Origin of the sequence: Pseudomonas oryzihabitans, assembly GCF_001518815.1 — a bacterium.
Classification (GTDB): Bacteria; Pseudomonadota; Gammaproteobacteria; order Pseudomonadales; family Pseudomonadaceae; genus Chryseomonas; species Chryseomonas oryzihabitans_E.
The window spans coordinates 1,245,540-1,271,437 of record NZ_CP013987.1; the positions used below are offsets into that span (position 1 = coordinate 1,245,540).

A 25,898-nucleotide genomic window follows, 5' to 3' on the forward strand; every position below is an offset into this window, starting at 1 on the left:
CATGGCTGTCAGGAGACAGGACAATGAGTGTGGCATCTGGCGTTACCCATTCCGGGGTCCGGGTCGGACGATGGCCGTTCTGGCTGGGTGGTCTGGCGGTTGGCCTGTTGCTGCTGGCTGCGCTGCTCTGGCGCCTGCCGGATTTCCGCGACGGTACCGGGGCGCAGAATCTCGAAGCCAGCTACCACGTGCTGCTCAGTCTCAACGCCCTGGATGAATCCGGCGTGACCCGCCACTGGTGGCTGCCCACCATCACCCTGGGCGGCAGCCATGACCAGCAGGTGTCCTGGGGCGCCACCATCCCGACCCACAGTGGCGATTACGTCTACACCAGCTTCAGCAGCTACGGTTTTCTCGCCCCCTATCTGGGGCTCAAGGTCGCCGGCCTGCCGCCTTCAATGCACAACCTGGCGCTGTTCAACGCCGCCCTTGGCGCCCTGACGGCGCTGCTGCTGTTCCGCTTGATGTACCTGGTCTTGCGCAGCCAGGGCGCCAGTCGCGCCCTGGCCGCCGGCACCGCGGTGCTGGGCTGCCTGATCGCCGTGTTCAGTCGTGAGGCACTGCTCTCCCAGGGCCTGCTGTACTGGGTGCAGAGCTTCTACCAGGTGCTGCTGCTGGCCAGCCTGCTGACCTTCTTCCACTACCTCCAGGCACCGGTGGGCCAGCGTGCCCGTCTTGGCTGGGTACTGGCCGGGCTGGTCTGTTTCGGCGCCCTGACCGAATGGACCGGCTACGTCTTCGGCGGCGGCCTGGTCGCGCTGTTCTGGCTGCAACGTCGGCAATGGCCGGAAGGACAGCGGATGGCCTGGCGGCTGGCCTTCGCCACGGCGCTGGCCGGCCTGCTGGTGCTGCTGCACTACAGCCTGGCGGCGGGCCTTTTGCCGACGCTCAAGGCCTTTGCCCGGCGCTTTCTCGCCCGCAGTCCGAACAATGCCCACCTGACCGACTTCTTCGCCGGCTATGGGCTGTCGTTCGGGCTGTTCCTGGCGGCAGTGGCCATCGCCCTGGGCGTGCTGGTGTGGAAACGGCGCACGCTGAACTGGCCGCGCAGCACGGCTCTGCTGCTGGCCGCCGCCAGTCTGCCGCTGCTGGAAAACCTGCTGCTGCTGCAGCACGCCACCCAGTTTTCCTTCGACCGTCTCAAGTTCATCTTTCCCGCCGCGCTGGTGCTCGGCCTGGCCTTCATCGCCCTGAAAACCCCCGGGCGCGCTCTGCTTGCCGTCTTGCTGGTGGCAGCCGCGCTGCAGAACGGCCAGACCTATCGCCAGGATATCGCCGGCTACGCCGGCTGGCGCGTCATCGACCAGCAGAACCAGGCCCTGGTGGGGCTGGTGAAGGGCCAGGTCGCGCTGGACTGCACCCTCATCTCCACCGACATGACGGTGCGCGGCTACGCCAACCTGCTGTTCCACCGCAGCATCCACGAATTGCAGCGCCAGCCACTGGACTACCACCGCGAGTCGGGGGCCTGTGGCGGGCTCTATCTGGAAGGCCGGGATTTCCGCGTCGACCTGCCTGAATACACCCGCGCCCGCCTGAGTCTGGCGGACGGCCGCCAGCTGACCTACACCAAGGTCGAGGGTGACTGGCGCCTGCAATGAACGCCTTATCCATGAACACGCTGCGAGGAAACCGGGCATGCCGGGTACGCTGATCAATCGACTGAGTTTTCTGGCCCTGGGTGGCCTGATGGTCCTGCAGTTCGGCGTTTTCGAACAGAGCCCGACCAATCCGGTGGGCATCCGCTACGTGGGCGAGTTGTACCTGGCGATCTGCCTGGGTTTCTTCGTGCTCTTCACCCTAAGCACCTGGCAGCGACCGCAGCGTGACTATCAGCTGCTGATGGGCTTCTGCCTGTTTTCCACGGCGGTGTTCGTTGGCCTGCCGGCGCTGTTCGCCCAGCTGTTCTGGGGCCAGCCGCTGGTCTATGGCCTCATCGAGGAGCGGCGGGTGCTCTACTGCTTCAGCGCCTTTCTGGTGCTCTATCTGGCCAAGCGCCTGAATGCCCCCCAGTTCGAAAACCTGATCATCCTGGTCGGGCTGCTTTCGGCACTGCTGTGCTGGCTGTCCTACTTCAAGATGCTGCCCGACCTGCGCGACGAGGTGAAGGACCTCAGCCGCCCCGGGCGCGCGTCCACGGGCGCGGGGGCCATCTTCTTCGGCTATTTCATCTGCATCTACTTCGCCGGTCGCGGGCGCTCCTTCATCGACGGCCAGCTGCGCCCCAAGCTGCGTCACGGCATGCTGGCGCTGTTCTTTCTGGCGACCATCGTGGTGGTGCTGCAGACCCGCCAGCTGATCGTGGTCTGCCTGGTGTTCACCATCCTCGCCCTGCGCGCGCGGCTGGTGGGACCGGCGCTGTTCGGCGCCATCATCGTGGCGCCGCTGATCCTCTATCCTCACCTCCTGGAAACCCTCGGCTTCAACCTGGATTTCTATGCGCGCTCGGTGCAGGAAGGGCCAACCGACAACGTTCGGGAAAACACCATTTCCCAGATCATCAACCACCTGCAGCTGTACAACGGCTTGCCCAGCGGCAGCCTGAGCCTGATGTGGAACGACGGCTTCAAGCCGATCTTCGGCGACTACTTCTTCCTCTCCGACGTCGGCATCTTCGGCACCGTGTTCCGCTTCGGCTTCCTGTCCGTCCTGGTCATTCCCATTGGCCTGGCGGTCCATTACCTGGTCGCGCGCAAGCTGAGCCGGGACCTGGAATTCACCCTGGCGGTGTTCCTCGCCTTCATGACCATCTGGCCGCTGCAGGGCCTGTTCGAATACCAGGGCACCGCCGCCTTGCTCTTCGTCATGCAGGCGCTCAAGACCTATCACGGCGCGCCCCAGGTAGGGAGGGTGAGTCTGCAGGAGCGACCGGCTGCCCTGCCGTCCGGTCACCAGCCCTTGCCGGTCTAGCGGTCCGTTCTAGCAGCCGGTCAGCCGCTCGACGCGACGCTCGCCGGGAAAGAAGAAGGGACGCAGGCGCACGCCCAGGCTGTTGCCGGCGAAGGCCGCCACCAGCCACAGCCAGCCGTGCAGGCTGCCCGAGGCGATGCCGCTGAAGTAGGCGCCGATGTTGCAGCCGTAGGCCAGGCGTGCGCCGTAGCCCAGCAGCAGGCCGCCGAGCACCGCCGCGATCAGCGACCGCGCGGGAATGCGCAGGCTGGGGGCGAAGCGACCGGCCAGGCCGGCGGCGGCCAAGGCACCCAGCATGATGCCGAGGTTCATCACGCTGGTGATGTCGAACCAGAACGGCTCGGCCAGCGCCCGGGCATTCGCCGGTTGCTGCCAGAAGGCCCAGCCGGACACGTCCAGGCCGAGCAGCCCGGCGCCCTTGGCGCCCCAGAGCGCGAAAGCCGAAGTGACGCCCCAGGGGCGACCGGCCAGGGCCAGGGTGATGAAGTTGAGCACGGCCAGGGCGATGGCGCCCCAGACCAGCGGCCAGCTGCCGCGCAGCAGGCGCGCCGCGCCCTGATGTTCGCCGGGGACCGTGACTTCCAGGCTGCCGTGACGACGGCGCTCCAGCACCACCGTGGTCCAGGCGATCAACGCGAACAGCGCCAGGCTGACCAAGATACCGGGCAGCACGCCCAGGCTGGTCACCAGGGAGGTCGGCGGCAGGCTGGGCAGGGCGAACCACCAGCCCAGGTGGTGGGTGGCGACGAGCGAACCGATGACGAAGAACAGCAGGGTCACCAGCATCCGCGCATTGCCGCCGCCGGCGGTGAACAGGGTGCCGGAGGCGCAGCCACCGCCCAGTTGCATGCCGATGCCGAACAGGAAGGCGCCAACCACCACCGAGGTGGACAGCGGCGAGACGTTGCCACGGACCGCCTCGCCGAAAAGGCTGCCAGCGCCCAGGGCGGGAAAGAACAGCAATACGGCCAGGGCCAGCATCACCATCTGGGCACGCAGGCCGGCGCCGCGGCGGTCACGGATGAAAACTCGCCAGGCCGAGGTGAAGCCAAAGGCAGCGTGATAAAGGGTAAGGCCCAGCGCGCCGCCCAAGAGCAGCAAGAGTGCCTGGCGGCTACCTGCGGCCTGTCCGACGAAGACCATGCTCAGGGCGAGCAGGAGCGCGGCCCAGAGAGCGGCCCAGGGCAGGCGCGGGGAGGAAAGCGTGGAGGTCTGCTGCATCATGGTTCCAGTAGGTTCGAACTAAAGTCCGACAATTTTAGTAGGACTTGTCAGGGAATCCCAGCGGACAGACGCGGCTGCTTGAATGAAAGTGTTACATGTATATAACCAGTGGTTATAAGTCTTCTAGCTCAGCCTTTTGGCGTGGAGCGTGGTCAAAGCGGCCAAAGAAATCTCTTGGAGCTGCCGTGTCATCCGCCCTCGTCTTGCCTGCCATCGTTCTGCCCACCTGGTCGCGGCTGCGCGGCTGGACCGCCCTCGCTGGTGCACTGGTACTGGCCGGTTGCAGCCTGACGCCCACTTCCCAGGGGCCCACCCGCTCGCCAGCCGAGGTGCGGGCCGAGCTCTTGCGCCTGCTGCCCGCCAACGTGTCTGATCGGCAGGGCTGGGCGAGCGACATCCAGACCGCCTTCAGCGCCCAGGAGCTCGATCCCTCGACGGACAACCTCTGCGCCGTGCTGGCCGTGGCAGAGCAGGAGTCCACCTACCAGGTCGATCCTCCGGTGCCGGGGCTGGGGCGGATCGCCCGCGAGGAGATTGATCGGCGCGCGGCGCGGGCCTATGTGCCTCAGCTGCTGGTGCGCACGGCGCTCAATCTCCAGTCGCCCAGCGGCAAGACCTATGCCCAGCGCCTGGACGGTGCCCGTACCGAGCGCGAACTGAGTCTGATCTTCGAGGACTTCATCGCCATGGTGCCTCTGGGTAGCCAGCTGTTCGGACGCTTCAATCCGGTGCGCACCGGCGGCCCCATGCAGGTCAGCATCGACTTCGCCGAGGCCCATGCCCGCGACTATCCCTATGACCGCGAGGGCTCCATTCGCCACGAGGTGTTCAGCCGACGTGGTGGCCTCTATTTCGGCACCGCGCATCTGCTCGGTTATCCGGCGGACTATCCCACCCCGCTGTATCGCTTCGCCGATTTCAACGCCGGCTGGTATGCCAGTCGCAACGCCGCCTTCCAGAGTGCGGTGAGCCGAGCTTCAGGGGTGAAGCTGGCGCTGGATGGTGATCTGGTGGTGCCCGGGTCGCGGACCCAGGGCGAGACCGAGCGCGCGGTGAATCGCCTGGCCCCGGCACTGGGAATGAGCGACATCGCCATCCGCCACGATCTGGAAGCGGGCAATTCGGAAGACTTCGCCAAGACCGATCTCTATGCCAAGGTCTATGCCCTGGCGGAGCGCAAGGCCGGCCGCAGCCTGCCGCGTGCCGTCCTGCCGGGCATCACCCTGGAGAGCCCCAAGATTACCCGCACCCTGACCACCGCCTGGTTCGCCCAGCGGGTGGAAGAGCGCTGGCAGCGCTGCCGGAGCCGCGCCACGCGCTGAGTGGGGCAGGGGCCGAACGGCGCTGTCAGGGCGATGAGGGCCAGGGCAAGGTATGGCAATTGGCCAGACTATTGCCCTACCATGGGGAGATGAAGCGGCCTTACGCCGTACGGTTCTGGTGTAGTCCCCTAGAGGTCCAGATGACCGATATCCCCGGCTCGCGGTTGACGCTTATCGTCGACCAGCCCACCCCCTCAGCCCGCCATCGGCTGCCGCCCCGCGAACAGGCCAAGGCCCTGCGCCTGCTGCGCACCCTGGGCCTCGAAGCCAATACCCCGCCCGAGCTGGTGCTGGCCTGGCTGGAACGCCGCGATGGCGGCTGCTCGCTACCGGAAGCGGCGCGCCAGATCGGCCTGGGCAACTGGCTGGGGATCACCACCAGCCTGGCCGACCTCACGCAGAACCTGGCGCGCTTCGAGGCGGCCTATGCCCTGGACAACGTGCTCGACTCCCTGACCACCCTGGTCGAGCAATCACCGCCCGAGTCCCGCTAGCGGCTAGAGTCCGGCGCCGCGGATGTTGACGTAGAGGCTATAGAGCGAGTGGGAGCCGGCCATGAACAGCCGGTTGCCTTCCGGGCCACCAAAGCAGAGGTTGGGGCAGCGTTCCGGCAGATGGATATGCCCCAGTGCCTTGCCGCTGGGATCGAACACCCGCACGCCATCGAGCACCTCGGGCTTGGCCGCCGGGGCGCCGCTGCTACCCCAGCCGCACCAGAGATTGCCCGCCACGTCGCACTTGATGCCATCCAGGGCGCCGAACTCCAGCGCCTCGATGTGCTTGCGGCGCTCGCCCAGGCTGCCGTCGTCCTTGACGGTATAGGCCCATACCAGGCGATTGGGCTTGGCGCGGCCCTCGACCACATAGAGCAGCTTTTCGTCCGGCGAGAAGGCCAGGCCATTGGGGCCGTTGAGGTCGCCGATCACCCGGGTGACCGCCAGACTCTCGCCGTCGATGCGATAGACCCCGTCGGGTTGCTCGGTCTTCACGCGATGGCCCTCGTAATCGCTGTTCGCCTGGAACGGCGGATCGCTGAACCAGATGGAGCCATCCCGCTTGACCACCACGTCGTTGGGGGAGTTGAACGGCTTGCCCTCGAAGCCATCGGCCAGCACCGTGATGCGGCCATCGTGCTCGGTGCGGGTGACCCGCCGGCCCTGGCCGTGGGTGGTGGAACCTTCGCAGGCGATCAGTCGGCCCTGACGGTCGCGGGTCAGGCCATTGGAGAAATTCGACTGGGCGCGATAGGTGTCCAGCCGACCGCTGACCTCATCCCAGCGGATGATGCGGTTGTTGGGGATGTCGCTCATCAGCAGGTAGTTGCCGTCGCCGATCCAGACTGGCCCCTCGGCCCAGCGCAGACCGGTGGCCAGACGCTCGACGCTGGCATTGAAGAGGCGCAGTTCCAGGAAGCGGTCATCAAGGATCTCGATGAGCGGATCGGGATAGCGTTGGCTTAGGGGTTCGGCGGCACGGGCGAGGCTGGGCAGCGTGAGGGCGGCGCCGCAGACCAGGCCGCCCTGGAGCAGCCGGCGACGTGACAATGGCCGAGTGAGACCCGGATGGGAGTCGTGCATGAGGCAGGTCCTTGCTTGTTATTGTTGGACGAGACGATACGCATCAGCCCGGCGAGCCAGGTTGATCGTACGACATCATATGTCTTGTGGTGGGTCGCGCCAACCCGGGTGCTGACCTAGTCGGCGTCCAGCACCAGGCAGGTACGGCCACGGCCCTCGCGCTTGGCCTGATAGAGACGGCGATCGGCTTCGTGCAGGAAACCTTCGAGGTCGTTGGCGAGGCCACTGAAGACGCCCGCACTGAACGACAGCGGTGGCGCGCCGGGGGCATAGGTCTGGGCGTGGCAGTAACGCCGCAACAGATCCAGTGCCTGCAGCAACTGCTCCGGCGGCATCCGGCTGACCAGGGCGAATTCCTCGCCACCCAGGCGACCGGTCAGGTCCTGGGGCAGGGTGCGCGCCAGGGCCTGGGCGAACACCACCAGGGCGCTGTCGCCACTGGCATGACCGTATTCGTCGTTGATGCGCTTGAAGTGATCCAGGTCGAGCATGGCGACGCTGAGCGACCGCCCCTCGCGCTCGGCCTGGCGAAACCAGTCCCGGGCCTGATCCTGGAAGGCGCGGCGATTGCGCAGGCCGGTGAGGGAATCGTACTGGGCGGCATGGGTCAGGGCGCGCATGAGATCCCGACGCTCCAGGGTCGAGACCACCCGGCAGTTGAGCTCCTCGGGGCAGAAGGGTTTGCGCAGGAAGTCGTCGGCGCCCTGCTTGATGAACTTGGCGCTGAGCGACCCCTTCTCGTCCGCTGACAGCCCGATGATGCTGAGATCGTGACGCCGTAGCTTCTGGCGCAGCAGCTGCACCAGTTCGAAACCGCTGATGCCGGGCATGCTGTGGTCCACCACCAGCAGGTCGATGTCCGGCTGCTCCTGCAGCAGGCGCAGGGCCTCGTTGCCATCGCAGGCATCCAGCAACTGGTAGCGGTGGGGCGTCAGCACGTGGCGGATGTAGTTGCGGGTGGCGTCGGAATCCTCGGCGATCAGGATCTTCACCGCGGTATTGCTATCCAGCCGGCGCAGCAGGCGGAAGGCGAATTCGTAGGAGTACTGGCTCTCCTTGAGCACATAGTCGACCACGCCCTTGGTCAAGAGGTCGTCGCGCCGACGTTCGTCGTAGGAGCCGCTCAGGACGATGCAGGGCAGCCGATAGCGCAGCACCAGGTCAACGCTTTCGCCATTGGCGGCGTCGGGCAGGTTGAGATCCACCAGGGCGGCGAAGAAGAGGTTGGCCGAGGTCTCCAGCATCAGCTCGGCTTCGGCCAGGGTGGCGCAGAACACCGGCTCGAATTCGCGCTGCTGCCGAAAGAGGTGCGCCAGGATCTTGAGGACCATGGGGCTGTCTTCGATGACCAGGATGGAACGCACCGGTAACTCCTGCAGGGCAAAGGTCGGCCGAGAGCGGGTCTGGCGTCAGGTGAAGCGATGATTCGCCTAGGCGTATCGGCCGAAGGATCGGCGACTTGAATGGCCGCCGATCCTTCGATTCAGCTGTCCTGCTGGCCTTCGAGTTGGCGCTGCCGGGGCAGGCGCAGGGCGTCGTCGCGCGGTAGCGGGCGACTCAGCAGGTTGCCCTGCACCTTGTCCACCTGCAAGGCCTTGAGGGTCGCCAGTTCGGCGAGGGTTTCCACGCCCTCGGCGATCACTTCCTTACGCGTCTCGCGGGCGAAGGCGATGATGGCCGAGGCCAGCGCCCGGCGTTCGGCGTCGCTGTCGATGTCACGGACCAGGCTCATGTCCAGCTTGATCATGTCCGGGCGCAGCTTGAGGATGTGCCTCAGGCTCGAATAACCGGCGCCGGCATCGTCGATGGCCAGGCGCACGCCCTGCGCCCGCAAGGGTCGCAACTGGGCGTGGAGGGCGTCGTAGTCGTTCACCTCGGCGTGCTCGGTGATCTCCAGCACCAGCCGTCCCGGCGGATTGCCAGCCAGCAGCACGGGCAGGCGGCCGGCCAGGATGGTCTGCGGTGAACAGTTCATGGTCAGGTAGGTATCGTCCGGCAGGCTTTGCAGACCTTGCAACGCATAGCGCATGGCGCTCTCTTCGAGTTCGTCGCCCAGACCAACGGCGCTGGCCTCGGAAAACCACAGGTCGGGGCTGCGTTGCGGTGGGCAATGGAAGCGCGACAGGGATTCCCAGCCGGCAATGCGTAGATCGGCCAGGTAATAGATCGGTTGGTAGACGATGCTGGGTTGATGGGCGGCCACCGCGCCCTGGATACGCTGGCGCATCTCCACCTGGCCGCGGCGGCTGGAAGCATCCAGGCTGAGACGATCCGCCACCAGTTCGGCGAAGGTTCGTACCAGTTCCAGATCGCGCGGACTCAAGGTCGGATCAGGCTGGTACTTGAAGCAACAGAAGGTGCCATAGAGTTCGCCATCGCTGAGACGGACAGGCACGCTCAGGTGCGCACCGATGGGGACGGCGCGGGTTTCCGGGATCAAGCGGGTGGCGCCGATGGCGCGGGTATCGGGGATGAGTTCAGGCAGATGACCGGTGACCACCTGCTGGCAATAGCCCTGGCTGAGCGGCAGCGCATCACCGGCCTTGATCGGCGCGTCGGGCTCGGCATCGACATTGCGGAAGACGCGATCCTGCTGACGAAATTCGGCCAGAAAGGCCACGTCCATGTTCAGATGGGTGCGCAGCGCGTGCAGCACCTTGTCGATGCAGCCCTGACTGCTCAGATTGCCGGTATCCAGGCCAACCACGTCCAACAACTCGGTACCTGATTCCCTCATGTCCTCACTCCCGGGAAACTACGACCTGAACCAGTGTAGAGCCTGGAATGAATTTGTCAGTCAAATGACCTCGTCCTTTCGACTTAACCCTGTTCGGCGTACCAGGCCTCGAAGGCGGGCAGGGCCATGGGCCGCGCCAGCAGATAGCCCTGAACCTCGTCACAGCCGGCGTCTTGCAGAAAGGTCAGCACGTCTTCCGTCTCTATCCCTTCGGCGACGCTGCGATAGCCCAGCTTGCCGATCAGCGCCAGCAGTGCCCTGACCACCTCCTGCTTGCGCGGGTCGCTGGGCAGGTCATGGATCAGCGAGCGGTCGAGCTTGACGCTGGTGACCGGTAATTCGTAGAGGTAGGCGAAATTGCTGTAGCCGCTGCCAAAGTCGTCGATGGCGATGTTCAGTCCCAGGGCACGCAGGTCGTGCAACTGGGCGATGGCCTCCGGATTACGCCTGAGCCATTCACCTTCGGTGATCTCGACTTCCAGCCGCCGCGGGTCCACACCTTGGCGCTGGCAGGTCTCGCGCAGCAGCGCCACCAGGTCGCCCTCGTCGAAATCCCGGGGCGACAGGTTGAGCGACAGCCGCCCCTGGTAGTCACTGTCCCAGCGCGCCAGCTGGGCGATGGCGGTGCGGATCACCCAGCGCGTGACGCTGTGGATCAGCGCGGTCTTCTCGATCGCCGGGATGAAGTCGCCGGGCGCGATGGGGCCGAGTTGCGGGTGCGTCCAGCGCAGCAAGGCCTCGGCACTGCACAGGGTACGGTCGGGCAAGGCCAGGCGTGGCTGGAAGGCCAGACTGAAGTCGCCGCGTTCGAGGGCTTCGGGAAGTTGCCGCACCAGCTGGAAGATCCGCTGGAAGGCCTGGTCCTGCGGTCGCTCGTAGAGTCCCCAGTGGCGCGGGCTCAGGGCCGCCTGGTCGACGGCCACCAGGCCCTTGCGCAGCAGGTCGCGCACCTCGCCTGCCGTCAGCACGAAGGGCACCACGCCGGCCTTCACCGGTGGGTCGATGGGAATCCGGTCGGCTTGGACCGGCGTCCTCAGCTGGGCGATCAGAGTGTCCAGCAGGGGCGGATAGTCGCAGTCCGCGGGCAGCAGGAAGGCGAATCGCCTGGTGTCCACGTGATAGACCTTGGCCCGCTCGCTCAGGGCGTCGCACAGCCGGAGGGCCAGGCAGCGCAGGAAGGTTTCGAAGGGCCACATGCCCTGGGCCAGGACCAGTTGGTCCTTCCACTGGGTTTCCAGGGGGTCTATCAGCACCAGCAGACGCAACTCGCCGGGACGGAGTTCGGCCAGTTGGGCGACATCCGCCTGGAACTGCTGGCGGTTGGGCAAGCCGCTGACCGGGTCGCGTCGCCGCAGGTGCTGGCGCAAGGCGATGAGCCTCATCACCTGGGCGGCGAAGTCGTCCAGCCGCTTGCGTTCCGTCGCGTTCAGTTCCCGTGGCTGGCTGTCGAGAATGCACAGGCTACCAATGGCATAGCCGCCCTCGGTGACCAGGGTCGAACCCGCATAGAAGCGCACATGGGGGGCGCGCACCACCAGCGGGTTATGGCTGAAGCGCGCATCGCAACGGGCATCGTTGATCTCCATCCGGCCGTCCGCCGCCTGGATGGTATGGGCGCAGAAGGCGTCCTCTCTCGGCATCTGCGGCAGGTCGAAGCCGACCCGTGCCTTGAACCACTGACGGTCGCGATCCACCAGGCTGATCAGCGCGGTCGGTACGTTGAAGCTGCTGGCGACCAGCTCGCAAAGGCGATCGAATTCCTCCGCTGGCGCCGAGTCGAGCAACTCCAGGGCGTGCAGGGCGTTGAGGCGATCATCTTCATACTGCAGGAAATCGGCCATCGGGCTATCTCGGGCGGGTCGATGAGCCTTGTACGGGCAGCAAGCGCATCTTGGGAAAACTGTTGCCACTCGAGCCGGGCGGGGACGGCAAGCGAGAGGCAGGTCGACTGAGGTATCGGCGAGAAATCGTAAGACTTTAGGCTTTTAATCTTTCCTGCCAGTGTAAAACCTTAGCGCGGCTGCACCTCAATCGCGAGCCCTGGTCGAAGAGACATTCGCCGCCGAGTATCCCTCATGACCCTCACCTGCCTGTTCGACATCAACGAGACCGTGCTCGACCTGTCCGCGCTGGATGGCCTGTTCAGCGAGCTGTTCGGCGATCCCCATAGCCGTGAACTGTGGTTCGCCCAGACCCTGCAGAATGCCATGACGGCCGAACTCTGTAGCCGCCATGCGCCCTTCGAGGCCCAGGGCCAGGCGGCGCTGGACATGGTCGGCGAGCGGCTCGGGCGTTCGCTGACCGCGTCCGACAAGCAGCGGGTGGCCGCGGCGCTGAAGGCCTTGCCCGCCCATCCCGACGTCAGACCTGGACTCGACTTCGCCCGGGAGCAGGGCGTGCATTGTATCGCCTTCTCCAACAACGCCCGCGCCGCCACCCAGGCACAGCTTGAGCACGCTGGCCTGAGCGACGCCTTCGCCACCATTCTTTCCGCCGAGGACGCCGGCGCCAGCAAGCCGGCCACTGCCACCTATCGCCAGGCCGCCGCCAGCCTGGGGCAGCCGGCCGAGCGTCTGTGGCTGGTCGCCGTCCACGCCTGGGACATCGCCGGGGCCCAGGCCGCCGGCTTCAAGGGCGCCCTCGTGCAGCGGCGCCCCGACCAGGTGGCCAATCCCCTGGCACCCCCCGTGGTGACCGGAAGCGATCTGAGAGAGGCAGTGGCGCGCATTCTGGCGCATGAGGGCCGCAGCTAGCGGCCTGGCGTGCTAACGTCCGCGCCATCACCGGCCAGGTGCCGGTTTTTCAAGACAGTGAGAGTCGCTTTGCCATGACGGATACCCTAGCCCGGCTGCGTGCCGGCGAACTGGCGGGGGCCACGCGGCTGACCCTGCGCGCCGACCTGACCGAGTTTCCCGAAGAGATCTATGCCCTGGCCGACAGCCTGGAAATCCTTGACCTGTCCGGCAACCGGCTGACCCATCTGCCCGCTGATCTGGGCCGGCTGCACCGGTTGCGCATTCTCTTCTGCTCGGGCAATCCCTTCACCGAATTGCCCGAGGTGCTGGGCACGCTGCCCAACCTGGAGATGATCGGCTTCAAGGCCTGTGAGCTGGAGCAGGTGAGCGCGGCTGCGCTGCCGCCGCGGTTGCGCTGGTTGATCCTGACCGACAACCGCATCGCTACCCTGCCGACCGCCCTGGGCGAACGCCCGGCGCTGCAAAAACTGATGTTGGCGGGCAACCAGCTGGAGGCATTGCCGGCGAGCATGGCCGAGCTGCACCAGCTGGAACTCCTGCGCCTGTCGGCGAATCGCTTCGCGGCGCTGCCGCCGGCCATTCTCGAGCTGCCGCGGCTGACCTGGCTGGCCTATGGCGACAACCCCCTCGGCGCCGCCCGCGAACAGGCGGTGCGGGCCCAGGCGGCCCAGCAGCAACGCATCGCCTGGCGCGATCTGCGGCTTGGCGAGCGGCTGGGGGAGGGCGCCTCCGGCATCATTCACCAGGCGTGCTGGCAGTCGCCCGAGGGCCCGCGCGAGGTGGCGGTCAAGCTGTTCAAGGGCAGCATGACCAGTGACGGCACCCCGGAGAGCGAAAGCGCCGCCAGTCTCAGTGCCGGTACCCATCCCTGGCTGATCGGCGCCCTGGGCGATCTGGCCGATCATCCCGAGCAGCGCAGCGGCTTGGTGCTGGAACTGGTGGAACCGGCCTTCGGCAATCTGGCTGGTCCGCCCAGCTTCACCACCTGCAGCCGTGACGTCTATCCGGAAGACACCCGCTTTACCGCCGCCGCCGTACGCGAGATGGCGGGCGGCATGGCCAGCGCCCTGGCGCACCTGCATGGCCACGGCTTGGTCCATGGTGACTTCTATGCCCACAACATCCTCTGGGATGGCGGCGCGCGCTGCCTGCTGGGTGACTTCGGCGGTGCCTCCCTGCTGCCCGACGACACCGCGCAGGCCGCCCGGCTGCAGCGCTTCGAGAGTCGCGCCTTTGGCATCCTGCTGGACGAATGGCTGGCGCGGTGCAGCGAACCGGTCGATCCGGCCCTGGCGGCCCTGGCCGAGGAGTGCCAGCAGAGTACGCTGGATGCGCGCCCGCTGCTGGCGGACGTGGCGCGTCGCCTGCAGGGTCGGGCTGACACCTAGCTTAGCGCCCAGTCCACGGCAGCCAGGGCATGCAGTCGGGTGGTGTCGAACAGCGGCACCGCACTGTCGCTCTGGTCCACCAGCAGCATGATCTCCGTGCAGCCGAGCACGATGCCCTCGGCACCCTGGGCGACCAGCTCGCCGATGACCGCGCGGTAGGCTTCCCGTGATTCCGCGCGTACCTCACCCCGCACCAGCTCCTCGTAGATGATGCGGTGTACGGTCTGGCGCCCTGCCAGCTCGGGTACCCGTACCTTCAGGCCAAAACGCTCCGTCAGGCGCTCGCGATAGAAGGCCTGTTCCATGGTGAAGGCGGTACCCAGCAGGCCGATGGTCTCGAGGCCCTGGGCACGGATCGCCGCACCCGTGGGGTCGGCGATGTGCAACAGCGGCAGCGAGGTGGCCGCCTCGAGTTCCGCCGCCAGGCAGTGCATGGTGTTGGTACAGAGCACCAGGGCCTCGGCCCCGCCGGCGGCCAGTTGCCGCGCATGGTCTTGCAGGCGCTGACCCAGCGTCGTCCAGTCACCCGCATGCTGCAGGGCGGCGATCTCGGCGAAATCCACCGACAGCAAGAGGCAGGCGGCCGAATGGCTACCGCCCAGCCGTCGCCGGACCTCTTCGTTGAGGATGCGATAGTAGTGAGCCGAACTCTCCCAGCTCATGCCGCCTAGCAGGCCCAGGGTACGCATGGATTTTTCTCTCGGTGGCCAAAGAGGCCATCTTGCCTGGCGGGCGCGACGGATGAAGAGAGGCAGTGGCGCTTGGATGGAGCGGTACAGTGCGGCGTGCGACCGCCAGGCGGCAAGCGAGTCGGCGACTGGCGACGGCACCACCCTTCGCTATGCTTGCCAAAGGCCACTGTCGGCCCTGGAGGTGATCGTCATGCTCAAGGCACTGTTCACCGCGGTAGCCCTGACGCTCTTCGCGTCTGCCAGTGTCCAGGCGGCGCCCTGTCGGGATGCCCAGGGCAAGTTCGTCAAGTGCGACACGACCAAGGCCAAGGCCGCGCGATGCAAGGACGCCCAGGGTAAGTTCGCCAAATGCGGCATGCCTGGAGCCAAGCCGGTCGACTAGGGCAAGCCGTCCGCCAGCCTGGAGGCCGGCGGACGCCTCGCTTAGGCCACCTTGAAACGACCCACCAGCTGATTCATCTGCACCGCCAGTTGCGAGAGTTCGCTGCTGGCCGTGGCGGTCTGGCTGGCACCGGCGGCGCTCTGTACCGAGAGGTCGCGGATGGTCACCAGCGCCCGGTCCACTTCCCGGGCCACATGGGCCTGTTCTTCGGCAGCGGTGGCGATCAGGGTGGTGCGTTCGGTGATACCGGTCACCGCGCTGGTGATGACCGCCAGCGACTGTTCCGAATCCCGCGCCAGGTTCAGGGTGCGCTGGGCGAGACCGGCGGTGGCATTCATGGTGCTGACCGCCTCGCTGCTGCCGCGCTGCACCTGGCTGATGACGGCTTCGATCTCCTGGGTCGATTGTTGAGTCCGTTGCGCCAGCGCCCGTACCTCGTCGGCCACCACGGCGAAGCCCCGACCCGCATCACCGGCACGCGCGGCTTCGATGGCGGCGTTGAGGGCCAGCAGGTTGGTCTGTTCGGCCACCCCGCGGATCACCTCCAATACGGTGGTGATATTGCCGACATCGTTTGCCAGTTGCTGGATTTGCTGGCTGCTGTCGGTGACGTTGCCATTGAGCGCCTCGATGGCATGCACGGTCTGTTCGACGCTGGCGCGACCCTGGCGCGAGGCGGTATCGGAATCACGCGCCTCGGTCGAGGTGCTCTCGGCGTTGCGGGCGACTTCTTCCACCGCCGCGGTCATCTGGTTGACGGCAGTGGCGGCCTGTTCGATTTCCTGATTCTGCTGATTCAGGCCCCGGTTGGCGTCTTCGGTCACTGCGTGCATCTCGGTGGCGGCCGACGCCAGCTGGATGGCGGAATCGCTGATCTGCTGCAGGGTTTGCACCAGATTGCTGCGCATCCGCTCGAAGCTCAGGCTCAGTTGGTGGATCTCGTCGCGGCCCTGGTCCTGCCAGGATTGCATGAGGTCGCCATTGGCGATGCTTTCGGCCACCGCCATGCTGCGGCGGACCGGCACCACCAGGCTCTGGGTGAAGCGCCAGGCGATCAGCAGGGTCATGACCAGTGCCAGGACCATGGTAGCGGTCACATAGGTGAGGCTCTGCTCATAGAGGCTGGTCGCTTCCTTGCCGATCTCGGTGGCCTGCTCACGATTGACCTTGATGAGGCCCTGAACCTTGGCCAGCACCGGCTCGTTGAGCGGACGGAAGGTCTGGTTCAGATAGCTTCGGGCAGCGTCGGTGCCTTCGCTGGCCGAGCGCCGCAGCACCTCGTCCAGGGCCGTACGCCAGGGGGCGATGAGTTGGCGCAATTCCTGGTAGATACTGGCTTCCTTGTCGCTACCGATCACCTTCTGGTAGGCCTCAAGCGCCTTGGCGAAGCGGTCTTGCTCCTCCTTGAGCTGTGCCTGACTGGCCTGGCTCAAATTGCTGTCGGTGGTCGTGATGAATCTCAGGGTTTCCAGGCGAATCTGCAGGATGGCGGACTCCAGCTCGGCCGCGATTCTGGTGCCGCCCAAACTGCCATGCTCGATCTGCTGCTCGCTCTCCCGGAGCTTGCCGATCTGGTTCAGGCTGAATAGCCCGAGGCCAATCAGCAAGACCGCGAAACTGGTAAAGCACAGCAGCGCTCTGCTACCTATTTTCAGATTCCTTAATGACATTAACTGCTCCTCATTGTTGGAAATGACTGGCGGCAATGTTTCAAAAAACAATGGAATTTGAATCAGGTGGCCGATGAATAAGCTAAATCTGCGCTTGATCGGTAGCGCGATAGCTTTGCATCTTCTCTTTTTGTTTAGTCAATCTTATGGCGCTAATTTTCCGCTCTATCAGCCTGAGAGGCATTTTGGGATGTAATAACGCATTCCTATACGACATGGGATCTTTGGTTGGCGTCCGAGCGGAGGGTAGCTGTTGCACCTCAAGACGGTGCTAATAAGGAAAATAGCTGGATAACGTGGTTCTTCATTTCGGACTTAATGGTCCGAAATAATTTAAATAGTCCGGTATGGATGTTTTGCTTCAATCCAAAACGCCATGAAGTTAGAGAGCTAAGTTAGCTATCGGCGTCCAAAGAAATAATAATGATGAAATAACCAGAGATAGGCGACGTGAGCGCGGGGTGGTGATGCAGGTTTCGAAGGCCCTTGTTCTGGCATCAGGCCGCTTGGGCCTGATGCCAGTTGAAAAACCGGTTCTCAGTCGTCCTTCTGCGCCGACCCGGGTTCCGACCAGGCGCGGTGGCGTTCGGCCTTCTGGGCTTCGCTCTCGACGCGATTGAGCACCTCGCCCTCATGTTGGACCTCGGGCCCACCGCCGTAGACATGATCCAGGCCCTGCATCAGGGCGGCATAGCCCTGGGCCGCGACCTGTACCGGATCGTTCTTGGGACCGGCGCCGACGCTGGTGTCGTCCTCGCCGGCGCGGTGGAAGAAGTTGGTATCGGTCTGGCCGGGCATGAGCACCGTGAGGGTCACGCCGCTGTCCTTGAGTTCGTTGCGCACGGCGAAGGCGAAGGAATTGATGAACGCCTTGGAGGCGCCGTAGACCGCCTCGAAAGGAATCGGCGCCGTGGCCGAGATGGACGAGGTAAAGAGCACCCGGCCGCGACCGGCGGCGACCATGTCCGGCAAGACCAGCTTGGCCAGGTGCACGGTGGACATCACATTGAGCTGGATCAGTGCCATCTCGTCTTCCAGGCGCGTCTGGCCGACGAAGGCGCCGCCGAGGCCGACCCCGGCGTTGAGCACCACGACGTCCAGCGGCCGCCCTTGGCGGCGCAGGAATCTATAGGTCTCTTCCACGCCCACGGCGGTGCGCAGGTCGGCCGCATGGCTCCAGACCTTGACTCCCAGGGCGCGCAGCTCCCGCTCGGCGGCATCGAGGCCATCGCCACGGGAAACCAGCAGCAGATCATGGCCATGGCGGGCCAGCTGCTTGGCCAATTCGAAGCCGATGCCGCTGGAGGCACCGGTAACGGCGGCCAGTGGCCGGGTAACATTGCTCATGCTGAAATCCTCTGCAGACCTGTTGTAGCTGGGATCGTCGCGGAGGCGTGGCGCTCCCCGCAACCGACGGGTAACCCGAACCGGCATGGCATAATCGCCACGCCGTGTAGAGGAGACAAGCGATGCAGCCCGCGGATCTGGAAGCCCTGGTGACCTGGACCATGCCCTATGGCAAGTACGCCGGCCGTCTGCTGGCCGATCTGCCGGGCCACTACCTCAACTGGTTCGCCCGCAGCGGCTTTCCGCCCGGCGAACTGGGGCGGCTGTTGGCGCTGATGCAGGAGATCGACCACAACGGCCTCAAGCCGCTGCTCGATCCGCTGCGGCGACGCTAATCCGCCACACGGCGCATATCGATATGGGGAATCCCATCCTCGTCATACACCCCTGAGCAGGACGTGAAGCCGTAGCGGCCATAGTAGGCCTGCAGGTGGGCCTGGGCGGAGAGGAACAGCGGACGCCCGGGCCAGCGCTCGGCGCAGACCCGCAGGGCCTCTTCCAGCAACTGATGACCGAGACCGCTGCCCCGGCCTTCCGGCGCCACGATCACCCGGCCGATCACCGCCTCGTCACGCACCGCGCCGAGCAGCCGGAGATAGGCGAGCAGTTCGCCATCCTGCCAACCGAACAGGTGCCAGACGTCTTCCGTCAGATCCAGGCCGTCGGGATCGGGATAGACGCACTCCTGCTCCACCACGAAGACCCGGGCGCGCAGCACCAGGGCGGCATAGAGCTCGGCGGTGGTCAGTGCCGGGGCGACGCGGCAGGTCCACTGGATGGCCATGGTCAGTCCTTGCGCCGGCCGGACAGCATGCGGAAGCGATTGCGGTTGAGCAGCACGTAGCCGGTCAGTTGCAGGCCGGCGGCAAACAGCAGGCTGCGCATGGCGCCGGGCTCGGCGGGCCGTGGGCCCTGATAGAGGCCATAGAGGGCGAAGGCCACGCCCAGCAGGCCGAGGATAAAGAAGACCAGGCCGATCTTGGTCAGGCGGGGAAGGTTGCGCAGGTTCATGGGCATGTCGTCAAAGGCAAAGGCCGCCACGCTAACCGCCCGGACCGGGCTTGTCGAGCCGATAGGCAGCCGCGGCGTACTGGTCTAACGTGACCTGATGACCCTTGTCGCAGGAGCAGAGCCGCATGTTCAGTCATGTACAGGTAGGCGCGCGTGATCTGGAGCGCCTGATCGGTTTTTACGACGGCGTGTTGCACGAACTCGGTCTGGTACGGATGCCGGCCGAAGACGACGGTGGCCCGCCTGGGTGTGGCTGGCAGCGGCCAGGTCGAGAGTGGCCGCAATTCTATGTGCAGTTGCCGTTCAATGGCCTGCCGGCCTCCTGGGGCAACGGCGTGCAGGTGAGTTTTGCCGCACCGTCGCCAGCGGCAGTGGAAGCGGCCTGGCACCGGGCGCTGCAGCTGGGCGGCAGCGACGAGGGCGCGCCCGGGGTACGGCCAGGGTATGGCCCGGACTTCTACGCCGCCTATTGCCGCGATCCGGAAGGCAACAAGCTGTGCTTCGTCCATGCCGAGGGGCTGACCGCTGCCTGCGACTAGGGCCGTGCCTTGAGTCGTCGATCCAGCGGCTAGACGCTGGCCGACAGGGCGACCGCGTCGGTGCGGGCCGCCATGATGAAGTCGTTGCGGTGCAGGCCGCCGATGTTGTGCGTCCACCAGCTCACCGTCACCGCGCCCCATTCGGTGAGCAGGGCCGGGTGATGATCCTCGTGCTGGGCCTCCCGACCGACCCGATTGGTGAAGTCCAGGGCTTCGAGAAAGTTACCGAAGGCATAGCGGCGCTCCAGGCGCGGAACCCCCTGGCGTTCCACCAGCGTCCACCCCGGGACGGCCTTTAGCAATTCGGTGCTGGCGGCCTCGCTCAAGGCCGGCTCACTGGAGCGGCAGGGGACGCAATGGGACTGGGCGAGATCGGCCATGGGGCGCTCCTTGAGGGAAGAAAGTCATGAAAGCGGAAGGGTACCAGACCCGCCGGTCAGCCTATGGCGTCCCGTCCGACCATGGTCGAATGGCCCGAAACCGGTGCGCGCCGTACAACGGAAGGTAACAAGAACAACAGTTTCCCGCCGAGGAGATCGTCCCATGAGTGCCGCTTTCTACCCGGTCCGCGCGGAAGTCGCTTCCCGGACCCTGACCGATGAAGTCACCTATCGTCGCCTGTACCAGCAGTCCATCCTCAACCCCGATGGCTTCTGGCGCGAGCAGGCCCAGCGCCTGGACTGGATCAAACCCTTCAGCCGGGTCAAGCAGACCTCCTTCGACGATCATCGGGTCGACATCCAGTGGTTCGCCGATGGCACCCTGAACGCCTCCTACAACTGCCTGGACCGCCACCTGGAAACCCGTGGCGACCAGACCGCCATCATCTGGGAAGGCGACGATCCGGCCGACAGCCGTCACATCACCTACCGCGAACTGCATCGCGAGGTCTGCCAGCTGGCCAACGCCCTGCGCGGCCAGGACATCCATCGCGGCGACGTGGTGACCATCTACATGCCGATGATCCCCGAGGCCGTGGTCGCCATGCTGGCCTGCGCCCGCATTGGCGCGGTGCACTCGGTGGTGTTCGGCGGTTTCTCCCCTGAATCCCTGGCCGGCCGCATCAGCGACTGCCAGTCCAAGCTGGTCATCACCGCCGACGAAGGCGTGCGCGGCGGTCGCAAGATCCCGCTCAAGGCCAATGTCGACGAGGCCCTGACCAACCCGGCCACCTATTCGGTGCGCAAGGTGATCGTCTGCAAGCGCACCGGCGCCGACATCGCCTGGCACCGCCACCGTGACGTCTGGTATGAAGACATCACCTCGGTGGCCCCGGAACACTGCGAGCCCAAGGAGATGTCCGCCGAGGCGCCGCTGTTCATCCTCTATACCTCCGGCTCCACCGGCAAGCCCAAGGGCATCCTGCACACCACCGGTGGCTACCTGACCTATGCCGCCCTGACCCACGAGCGGGTCTTCGACTATCGCCCCGGCGAGGTCTACTGGTGCACCGCCGACGTCGGCTGGATCACCGGCCACAGCTACATCGTCTACGGCCCCCTGGCCAATGGTGCCACCACCCTGCTGTTCGAGGGCGTGCCCAACTACCCTGACGTCACCCGTATGGGCCAGGTGGTGGACAAGCACCAGGTCAACATCCTCTACACCGCGCCCACCGCCATCCGCGCCATGATGGCCCAGGGCGATGCGGCCATGCAGGGCGTCGACGGCAGCAGCCTGCGCCTGCTCGGGTCGGTGGGCGAGCCCATCAACCCTGAGGCCTGGCACTGGTACTACAAGACCGTGGGCCAGGAGCGCTGCCCCATCGTCGACACCTGGTGGCAGACCGAGACCGGCGGCATCCTCATCAGTCCGCTGCCGGGCGCCATTGGCCAGAAACCCGGTTCGGCGACCCGCCCGTTCTTCGGCATCCAGCCGGCACTGGTGGACAACGAAGGCAACCTGCTCGACGGCGCCGTGGAAGGCAACCTGGTGATCCTCGACTCCTGGCCGGGCCAGTCGCGCTCCATCTATGGCGACCATGACCGCTTCGTCGACACCTATTTCAAGACCTTCAAGGGCATGTACTTCACCGGTGACGGCGCCCGCCGCGACGAAGATGGCTACTACTGGATCACCGGTCGCGTCGATGACGTGCTCAACGTCTCCGGCCATCGCATGGGCACCGCCGAGATCGAGAGTGCCCTGGTCGCCCATGCCAAGGTCGCCGAAGCGGCGGTAGTGGGCATGCCCCATGACCTCAAGGGCCAGGGCATCTATGTCTACGTCACCCTCAACCAGGGCGAGGAGGGCAGCGAGGCGCTGCGCCAGGAGCTCAAGCAGTGGGTACGCAAGGAGATCGGGCCCATCGCAACGCCCGACGTCATCCAGTGGGCGCCCGGTCTGCCCAAGACCCGTTCCGGCAAGATCATGAGGCGCATCCTGCGCAAGATCGCCGTGGGTGAGTATGACTCCCTCGGTGACATCTCCACCCTGGCCGACCCGGGCGTGGTGCAACACCTGGTCGGTACCCATCAGCAGATGAGCCAGGCCGTGGCCTGATCCATCCGCCTCGCCAACCGCCCGCGCCCGTCACCGGTCGCGGGCGGTTTCTTTTGGGCGTCCCTATAAGGACTTGTCGCCAGGGTAAAAGCCCTGGCCGGTCAGCCGGGGCTAGAATCGCGCCAGCCGGCGGACCGGAGCGCACATCGGTCCGCTACCGGTGGCAAAGGCCAGGACAGGGGCACCACTCCGGCGTACCATGCGTGCACCCCACAAGGGTTTCATGGCGCGCGGTCCCCGGATCGGTCCGCACCCGCCGCTCTCGACAGGAAGCCAGACGTTAGATGACCATCCGCATCGCCTTTCTGCTGTGGCCCGACGTTCGTCCGCTGACCGTGGGCCTGGTCGAGGAAGCGTTGGAACTCGCTGCTCGCCATTCGAGCGATACGCCCTACGAGGTGCGCTTCCTGCAGGCTGGCAGCGAGTTGCAGCCGCGGCTGCCGGGTGGCCACTGGGAGGGACAGCTGGAACGCCTGGATCGGCTCTTCGTGCTGGCCGACGAACCTTCGCCGGCGCTGCCGCCGCCCCTGGTTGCGGCGCTGCGCCAGACCGCCCGGGCCGGTGTGGTCATGGGGGGCTTTTCCGCGGGCGTGCATATCCTGGCCCAGCTCGGCCTGCTCGACGGTCATCGCGCCGCCGTGCACTGGCGCTGGCTGGAGGAATTCAGCGAGCAGTTTCCCAAGGTCATCGCCACCCATCATCTCTACGAATGGGATCGCGATCGCCTGACCGCCTGCGGTGGCCTGGCCATCCTCGATCTGCTGCTGGCCATGATCGGCCGCGATCGCGACGCCGAACAGGCCGGCACCATTGCCGAGGAGCTGATCGTCGAGCGCCTGCGCGAAGGCAGCGAGCGGCAGCGCATTCCGCTGAAGAATCGGCTGGGGTCGAGTCATCCCAAGCTGACCCAGGCGGTGATGCTGATGGAAGCCAACATCGAAGAGCCGCTCACCACCGACGAGATCGCCCAGCACGTCTGTGTGTCCCGCCGGCAGCTGGAGCGGATCTTCAAGCAATACCTGGCGCGGGTGCCCAGCCAGTACTACCTGGAGCTGCGGCTGAACCGGGCGCGCAAGATGCTCACCCAGACCAGCAAGTCCATCATCCAGATCGGCCTGTCCTGCGGCTTCTCTTCGGGACCGCACTTTTCCAGCGCCTATCGCAACTTCTTCGGCGTCACCCCCCGCGATGACCGCAACCAGCGCCGCGGCGCGGCAGGCGAGGGCAGCATGGTGGCTGAGCGCTAGGCGAAGGGCCTGGCCCGCGCCCGTCACTTCAGCTCAGCGGCTGCGCCGCCACTTCGCTCAGCCAGGTGCCCAGGCGGGTGGCTGGCAAGGGCGCGCCGCAGTGGAAGCCCTGGATCTCGTCCGCTGGCAGGTGCTGCACCTGGCGCAGGTGGTCGGCGTCTTCCACGCCCTTGAGCGTCACCGTCAGCCCCAGCGACCGACCGAGGTCGATCATCGCCCGAACCAGGGCGCTGTCTTCCGGTGCATGGTCGGGCCGCGGGATCAGACTGCGGTCGAGGCGGATGCCATCCAGCGGATAGCGGCGCAGATAGGCCAGGGAGCACAGGCCGGAGCCGAAGTCGTCCAGGCACAGGCGCACGCCCAGGCCCTTGAGCGCGCCCAGGGTGTTGGCCACGTCCGCCGCCGGATCCAGCAGGGTACGTTCGGTGATTTCCAGTTCCAGACGGGGCGCCGCCAGGCCGCTCTGATAGAGCACCTCGGCTACGGTCTGCACCGGATCCTCGTTGGCATGGAATTGCTGCGGCGACAGATTCACCGATACCGAGAGCTGTTCCGGCCAGCCCTGGGCATCGTGGCAGGCCGTCTCCAGCACCCAGCGCCCCAGGCGTTGCCCAAGCCCGGCGTCTTCCGCCAGGGCCAGGAAGTCCAGGGGTTCCAGCAGGCCCTGGGTGGGATGGTCCCACCGTACCAGGGCCTCGAAGCCGCGCAGACTGCCATCGGCCAAGCAGCGCCGTGGTTGGTAGTAGAGACTGAGGCGGTTGTCGCGCAAGGCCTGGCGCAGATCCTGTTCCAACTGCCGGCGCAGCAGCACCTGTTCGTTCATGGCCGGCTCGTGGAAGCGCCAGGTGCCGCGACCGGCCGCCTTGGCCTGGTAGAGCGCGATGTCCGCCAGCCGCAGCAGTTCCGCCGGGATGCCGGTATCCCGTGGCGCCAGGGCCACGCCCAGGCTGCTGCCGATGAACACCCGCTGCTCGCCGAGGCGGAAGGGCTGGCGCAACTGCTCCACCAGGCGCCGGCAGAGGTCGGCGATGGCGCGTGGGTCGCGTTCGCCGCTGAGCACCACGCAGAATTCGTCGCCGCCCAGCCGCGCCACCAGATCGGTGGCGGTCACGTTCTGCCGCAGGCGCTGTGCCACTTCCTGCAGGACCTGGTCACCGGACGCATGACCGAGGGCGTCGTTGACCGTCTTGAAGCGATCCAGATCCAGGCTGATCAGGGCCAGGGGGCGCGGGTCCGGACCGTCCAGGCGGGTGGCGAGAAACTGGTGCAGGCGGTGGCGATTGGGCAGACCGGTCAGGGGGTCGTGCCAGGACAGGTGCTGCACCTGGGCCAGGGCTTCGATCTCGTCAGTGAGATCCGTGACGGTGCCACGATAGCCACCCTCGGGAATGGCGCGGGCCGCCACCCGGCAGGTGCGCTCGCGACCACTGCCGTCCAGGTAGTGGCACACCAGGGGCGGCCGCGGCTTGCGATCGTGCTCATGGCTGGCAAGCCAGTGCGCCAGGGTATCGGCATGGGGTGTCAGCAGCTCGTTGAGCGGGCGCCCCAGCCAACGTTCGGCGGCCTCGCCGGTGACCTCGGCGAAGCGCTCCGAGACGTAGACCAGACGCAGATTGGCGTCGACCTCCCATAGCCAGTCCGAGGTCGCCTCGGCGATATCGCGGAAGCGGCGTTCGCCGATGGCCAATTCGCTGCGGCTGGCCAGGAGGTCGTCGTACTGGGCATCCAGCTGGCGCATCGAGATCAGCGCCTGACGAAACAGCCAGATCAGCCCCAGCAGCAGGATCAGGACGCCACCGCCGAATAGCGGCAGGGTCTGCTGCATGAGCCACAACCCCGGACGCGGCGGGCGCCAGGTCAGCTGATAGCGGGAGCCCGGCAGTTGCCAGCTGGCGCGGCTGCCGGTCGGGTCGGTGGTGATGCCCAGGGGCGGCAGGCCGTTGACTTCGCTCAGCATGGCCAGCTTGGCCGGACTCAGGACATTGACGAACACCAGCACCGAGGCTGGGGGATCCTGGGGGCGGACGCCGGCATGGTCGCTCGGCGTGATGGCGGCAGCGGCCACCAGCGCTGGCGTACCGCCTACGTTCAGGACCCCGGAGACGCTGCCGGCGCGGGCATCCGCGCTGCGTGCGGCCGCCAGCAGACCGGCGACGTCGCCGGCCAGCCAGGGCGTGGCGGGGTCGGCGAGCTGGCCATCGAGCAGGCGATAGCGGGGCTGGTTCTGGCCGTCGAACACCAGCACCCCTTCGTACCCATAGACCCGGAACAGCGACTCGCCGAGGTTGCCCTGCGCGAAGGCCCAGTCACTGTCCAGCGCCTGGTGGAGGCGGAGATAGGCCTCGTCCCATTTGCTGTAGTCGATGAGGTTGCGGGCGACCTCTTCGTCGAGGCGTGTGAAGGTACGGCCAATGGCCCGCTCGGTCTGCTGGGCGACAGTGGCATCCTGGCGCACGGCGTTGTCGACCAGCAGGTAGCAGCCCAGGCCGATGAGCGCCAGCAGCAGTACGCACAGTGCCGGAAACAACCGCAGGATGATGGTGTGGCCGCGCCGGCGCGGCGGTGCGCTGCGGGACACTGGAGATGATGACATG

At 66.1% G+C, this 25,898-nt stretch carries 23 protein-coding genes; 11 read left to right on the forward strand and 12 right to left on the reverse strand.

The features are described 5' to 3' along the window. Positions 1-23 precede the first annotated feature (23 nt). Both APT59_RS05585 and APT59_RS05590 read left to right on the forward strand, forming a co-directional pair. Positions 24-1,601, forward strand: coding sequence for a hypothetical protein (locus tag APT59_RS05585; RefSeq protein ID WP_059313953.1), 1,578 nt, complete (start codon positions 24-26; stop codon positions 1,599-1,601). 37 nt (positions 1,602-1,638) lie between these two features. Continuing rightward, complete coding sequence (locus APT59_RS05590) at positions 1,639-2,910, forward strand: hypothetical protein (protein ID WP_059313954.1); 1,272 nt, start codon at positions 1,639-1,641, stop codon at positions 2,908-2,910. A gap of 9 nt (positions 2,911-2,919) precedes the next feature. On the opposite strand, the gene APT59_RS05595 is transcribed toward APT59_RS05590, so the two are convergent. After that, positions 2,920-4,131 carry a YeeE/YedE family protein gene (locus APT59_RS05595; protein ID WP_156428934.1) on the reverse strand — a complete coding sequence of 404 codons (1,212 nt, stop codon included), beginning with the start codon at positions 4,129-4,131 and terminating at the stop codon, positions 2,920-2,922. Between the two features lie 188 nt (positions 4,132-4,319). Between APT59_RS05595 and APT59_RS05600 the strand changes: the two genes are divergently transcribed. Both APT59_RS05600 and APT59_RS05605 read left to right on the forward strand, forming a co-directional pair. Continuing rightward, the gene (locus APT59_RS05600; protein ID WP_420480499.1) at positions 4,320-5,456 is read left to right on the forward strand and encodes a DUF1615 domain-containing protein; all 1,137 of its coding nucleotides are present in this window, start codon (positions 4,320-4,322) and stop codon (positions 5,454-5,456) included. A gap of 140 nt (positions 5,457-5,596) precedes the next feature. Continuing rightward, a complete protein-coding gene (locus tag APT59_RS05605) occupies positions 5,597-5,950 on the forward strand; it encodes a hypothetical protein (RefSeq protein WP_059313956.1) in 354 nt (117 codons plus the stop codon). 3 nt (positions 5,951-5,953) lie between these two features. Here APT59_RS05605 and APT59_RS05610 read toward each other — a convergent pair whose 3' ends face one another. The 4 genes from APT59_RS05610 to APT59_RS05625 form a co-directional block, all read right to left on the reverse strand. Beyond that, complete coding sequence (locus APT59_RS05610; RefSeq protein ID WP_059313957.1) at positions 5,954-7,033, reverse strand: SMP-30/gluconolactonase/LRE family protein; 1,080 nt, start codon at positions 7,031-7,033, stop codon at positions 5,954-5,956. A gap of 116 nt (positions 7,034-7,149) precedes the next feature. Beyond that, positions 7,150-8,397, reverse strand: a complete 1,248-nt coding sequence (locus tag APT59_RS05615) for a diguanylate cyclase (protein WP_059313958.1) — start codon at positions 8,395-8,397, stop codon at positions 7,150-7,152. A 119-nt stretch (positions 8,398-8,516) separates the two neighbouring features. After that, positions 8,517-9,770, reverse strand: a complete 1,254-nt coding sequence (locus APT59_RS05620; protein ID WP_059313959.1) for an EAL domain-containing protein — start codon at positions 9,768-9,770, stop codon at positions 8,517-8,519. 83 nt (positions 9,771-9,853) lie between these two features. Continuing rightward, a complete protein-coding gene (locus APT59_RS05625) occupies positions 9,854-11,611 on the reverse strand; it encodes a putative bifunctional diguanylate cyclase/phosphodiesterase (RefSeq protein WP_059313960.1) in 1,758 nt (585 codons plus the stop codon). Between the two features lie 234 nt (positions 11,612-11,845). Between APT59_RS05625 and APT59_RS05630 the strand changes: the two genes are divergently transcribed. Further along, positions 11,846-12,523: a haloacid dehalogenase type II gene (locus APT59_RS05630; RefSeq protein WP_059313961.1), complete on the forward strand. Its 678-nt coding sequence runs from the start codon at positions 11,846-11,848 to the stop codon at positions 12,521-12,523. 74 nt (positions 12,524-12,597) lie between these two features. Then, positions 12,598-13,914: a leucine-rich repeat-containing protein kinase family protein gene (locus tag APT59_RS05635; RefSeq protein ID WP_059313962.1), complete on the forward strand. Its 1,317-nt coding sequence runs from the start codon at positions 12,598-12,600 to the stop codon at positions 13,912-13,914. On the opposite strand, the gene APT59_RS05640 is transcribed toward APT59_RS05635, so the two are convergent. Beyond that, positions 13,911-14,603, reverse strand: coding sequence for an aspartate/glutamate racemase family protein (locus APT59_RS05640; protein ID WP_059313963.1), 693 nt, complete (start codon positions 14,601-14,603; stop codon positions 13,911-13,913). The two genes, APT59_RS05635 and APT59_RS05640, sit on opposite strands and share 4 nt — an antisense overlap. 193 nt (positions 14,604-14,796) lie before the next feature. On the opposite strand from APT59_RS05640, the gene APT59_RS05645 reads away from it, so the two are divergent. Beyond that, positions 14,797-14,988, forward strand: coding sequence for a hypothetical protein (locus APT59_RS05645; RefSeq protein ID WP_059316830.1), 192 nt, complete (start codon positions 14,797-14,799; stop codon positions 14,986-14,988). Between the two features lie 41 nt (positions 14,989-15,029). Here APT59_RS05645 and APT59_RS05650 read toward each other — a convergent pair whose 3' ends face one another. Together APT59_RS05650 and APT59_RS05655 are read right to left on the reverse strand one after the other, a co-directional pair. Continuing rightward, positions 15,030-16,658, reverse strand: coding sequence for a methyl-accepting chemotaxis protein (locus APT59_RS05650; protein ID WP_082696291.1), 1,629 nt, complete (start codon positions 16,656-16,658; stop codon positions 15,030-15,032). A 537-nt stretch (positions 16,659-17,195) separates the two neighbouring features. Further along, complete coding sequence (locus APT59_RS05655; protein WP_059313965.1) at positions 17,196-18,005, reverse strand: SDR family NAD(P)-dependent oxidoreductase; 810 nt, start codon at positions 18,003-18,005, stop codon at positions 17,196-17,198. 122 nt (positions 18,006-18,127) lie between these two features. Between APT59_RS05655 and APT59_RS05660 the strand changes: the two genes are divergently transcribed. Further along, entirely contained in the window at positions 18,128-18,340 is a 213-nt protein-coding gene (locus APT59_RS05660) for a DUF3820 family protein (RefSeq protein ID WP_042136137.1), read from the forward strand. On the opposite strand, the gene APT59_RS05665 is transcribed toward APT59_RS05660, so the two are convergent. Together APT59_RS05665 and APT59_RS05670 are read right to left on the reverse strand one after the other, a co-directional pair. Then, on the reverse strand, positions 18,337-18,789 hold the full coding sequence (locus APT59_RS05665) for a GNAT family N-acetyltransferase (protein ID WP_059313966.1): 453 nt from the start codon (positions 18,787-18,789) through the stop codon (positions 18,337-18,339). The genes APT59_RS05660 and APT59_RS05665 overlap by 4 nt on opposite strands. 2 nt (positions 18,790-18,791) lie before the next feature. Beyond that, entirely contained in the window at positions 18,792-19,016 is a 225-nt protein-coding gene (locus APT59_RS05670; RefSeq protein WP_059316831.1) for a hypothetical protein, read from the reverse strand. 125 nt (positions 19,017-19,141) lie between these two features. Here APT59_RS05670 and APT59_RS05675 point away from each other — a divergent pair, with 125 nt between their 5' ends. Continuing rightward, entirely contained in the window at positions 19,142-19,555 is a 414-nt protein-coding gene (locus tag APT59_RS05675; RefSeq protein WP_174523128.1) for a VOC family protein, read from the forward strand. Between the two features lie 29 nt (positions 19,556-19,584). Here the strand turns inward: APT59_RS05675 and APT59_RS05680 are convergent, their stop codons facing one another. Next, positions 19,585-19,935 carry a 4a-hydroxytetrahydrobiopterin dehydratase gene (locus tag APT59_RS05680; protein WP_059313968.1) on the reverse strand — a complete coding sequence of 117 codons (351 nt, stop codon included), beginning with the start codon at positions 19,933-19,935 and terminating at the stop codon, positions 19,585-19,587. 163 nt (positions 19,936-20,098) lie between these two features. On the opposite strand from APT59_RS05680, the gene acs reads away from it, so the two are divergent. Continuing rightward, positions 20,099-22,057 (forward strand): acetate--CoA ligase, encoded by a 1,959-nt coding sequence (gene acs / locus APT59_RS05685; RefSeq protein WP_059313969.1) that lies wholly within the window; start codon positions 20,099-20,101, stop codon positions 22,055-22,057. A 284-nt stretch (positions 22,058-22,341) separates the two neighbouring features. Beyond that, positions 22,342-23,304, forward strand: coding sequence for a GlxA family transcriptional regulator (locus APT59_RS05690; protein ID WP_059313970.1), 963 nt, complete (start codon positions 22,342-22,344; stop codon positions 23,302-23,304). Between the two features lie 28 nt (positions 23,305-23,332). On the opposite strand, the gene APT59_RS05695 is transcribed toward APT59_RS05690, so the two are convergent. Further along, a complete protein-coding gene (locus tag APT59_RS05695; RefSeq protein ID WP_059313971.1) occupies positions 23,333-25,897 on the reverse strand; it encodes an EAL domain-containing protein in 2,565 nt (854 codons plus the stop codon). Position 25,898 lies beyond the last annotated feature (1 nt).

Coding starts and splice junctions, on each gene's coding strand:
- APT59_RS05665 (WP_059313966.1), bottom strand. CDS start 18,789: ATGGCCATCCAGTGGACCTGCCGCGTCGCCCCGGCACTGACCACCGCC.
- APT59_RS05595 (WP_156428934.1), bottom strand. CDS start 4,131: ATGCAGCAGACCTCCACGCTTTCCTCCCCGCGCCTGCCCTGGGCCGCT.
- APT59_RS05635 (WP_059313962.1), top strand. CDS start 12,598: ATGACGGATACCCTAGCCCGGCTGCGTGCCGGCGAACTGGCGGGGGCC.
- APT59_RS05680 (WP_059313968.1), bottom strand. CDS start 19,935: ATGGCCGATCTCGCCCAGTCCCATTGCGTCCCCTGCCGCTCCAGTGAG.
- APT59_RS05645 (WP_059316830.1), top strand. CDS start 14,797: ATGCTCAAGGCACTGTTCACCGCGGTAGCCCTGACGCTCTTCGCGTCT.
- acs (WP_059313969.1), top strand. CDS start 20,099: ATGAGTGCCGCTTTCTACCCGGTCCGCGCGGAAGTCGCTTCCCGGACC.
- APT59_RS05585 (WP_059313953.1), top strand. CDS start 24: ATGAGTGTGGCATCTGGCGTTACCCATTCCGGGGTCCGGGTCGGACGA.
- APT59_RS05605 (WP_059313956.1), top strand. CDS start 5,597: ATGACCGATATCCCCGGCTCGCGGTTGACGCTTATCGTCGACCAGCCC.
- APT59_RS05625 (WP_059313960.1), bottom strand. CDS start 11,611: ATGGCCGATTTCCTGCAGTATGAAGATGATCGCCTCAACGCCCTGCAC.
- APT59_RS05670 (WP_059316831.1), bottom strand. CDS start 19,016: ATGAACCTGCGCAACCTTCCCCGCCTGACCAAGATCGGCCTGGTCTTC.
- APT59_RS05590 (WP_059313954.1), top strand. CDS start 1,639: ATGCCGGGTACGCTGATCAATCGACTGAGTTTTCTGGCCCTGGGTGGC.
- APT59_RS05610 (WP_059313957.1), bottom strand. CDS start 7,033: ATGCACGACTCCCATCCGGGTCTCACTCGGCCATTGTCACGTCGCCGG.
- APT59_RS05675 (WP_174523128.1), top strand. CDS start 19,142: ATGTTCAGTCATGTACAGGTAGGCGCGCGTGATCTGGAGCGCCTGATC.
- APT59_RS05660 (WP_042136137.1), top strand. CDS start 18,128: ATGCAGCCCGCGGATCTGGAAGCCCTGGTGACCTGGACCATGCCCTAT.
- APT59_RS05690 (WP_059313970.1), top strand. CDS start 22,342: ATGACCATCCGCATCGCCTTTCTGCTGTGGCCCGACGTTCGTCCGCTG.
- APT59_RS05650 (WP_082696291.1), bottom strand. CDS start 16,658: ATGTCATTAAGGAATCTGAAAATAGGTAGCAGAGCGCTGCTGTGCTTT.
- APT59_RS05655 (WP_059313965.1), bottom strand. CDS start 18,005: ATGAGCAATGTTACCCGGCCACTGGCCGCCGTTACCGGTGCCTCCAGC.
- APT59_RS05630 (WP_059313961.1), top strand. CDS start 11,846: ATGACCCTCACCTGCCTGTTCGACATCAACGAGACCGTGCTCGACCTG.
- APT59_RS05620 (WP_059313959.1), bottom strand. CDS start 9,770: ATGAGGGAATCAGGTACCGAGTTGTTGGACGTGGTTGGCCTGGATACC.
- APT59_RS05640 (WP_059313963.1), bottom strand. CDS start 14,603: ATGCGTACCCTGGGCCTGCTAGGCGGCATGAGCTGGGAGAGTTCGGCT.
- APT59_RS05695 (WP_059313971.1), bottom strand. CDS start 25,897: ATGTCATCATCTCCAGTGTCCCGCAGCGCACCGCCGCGCCGGCGCGGC.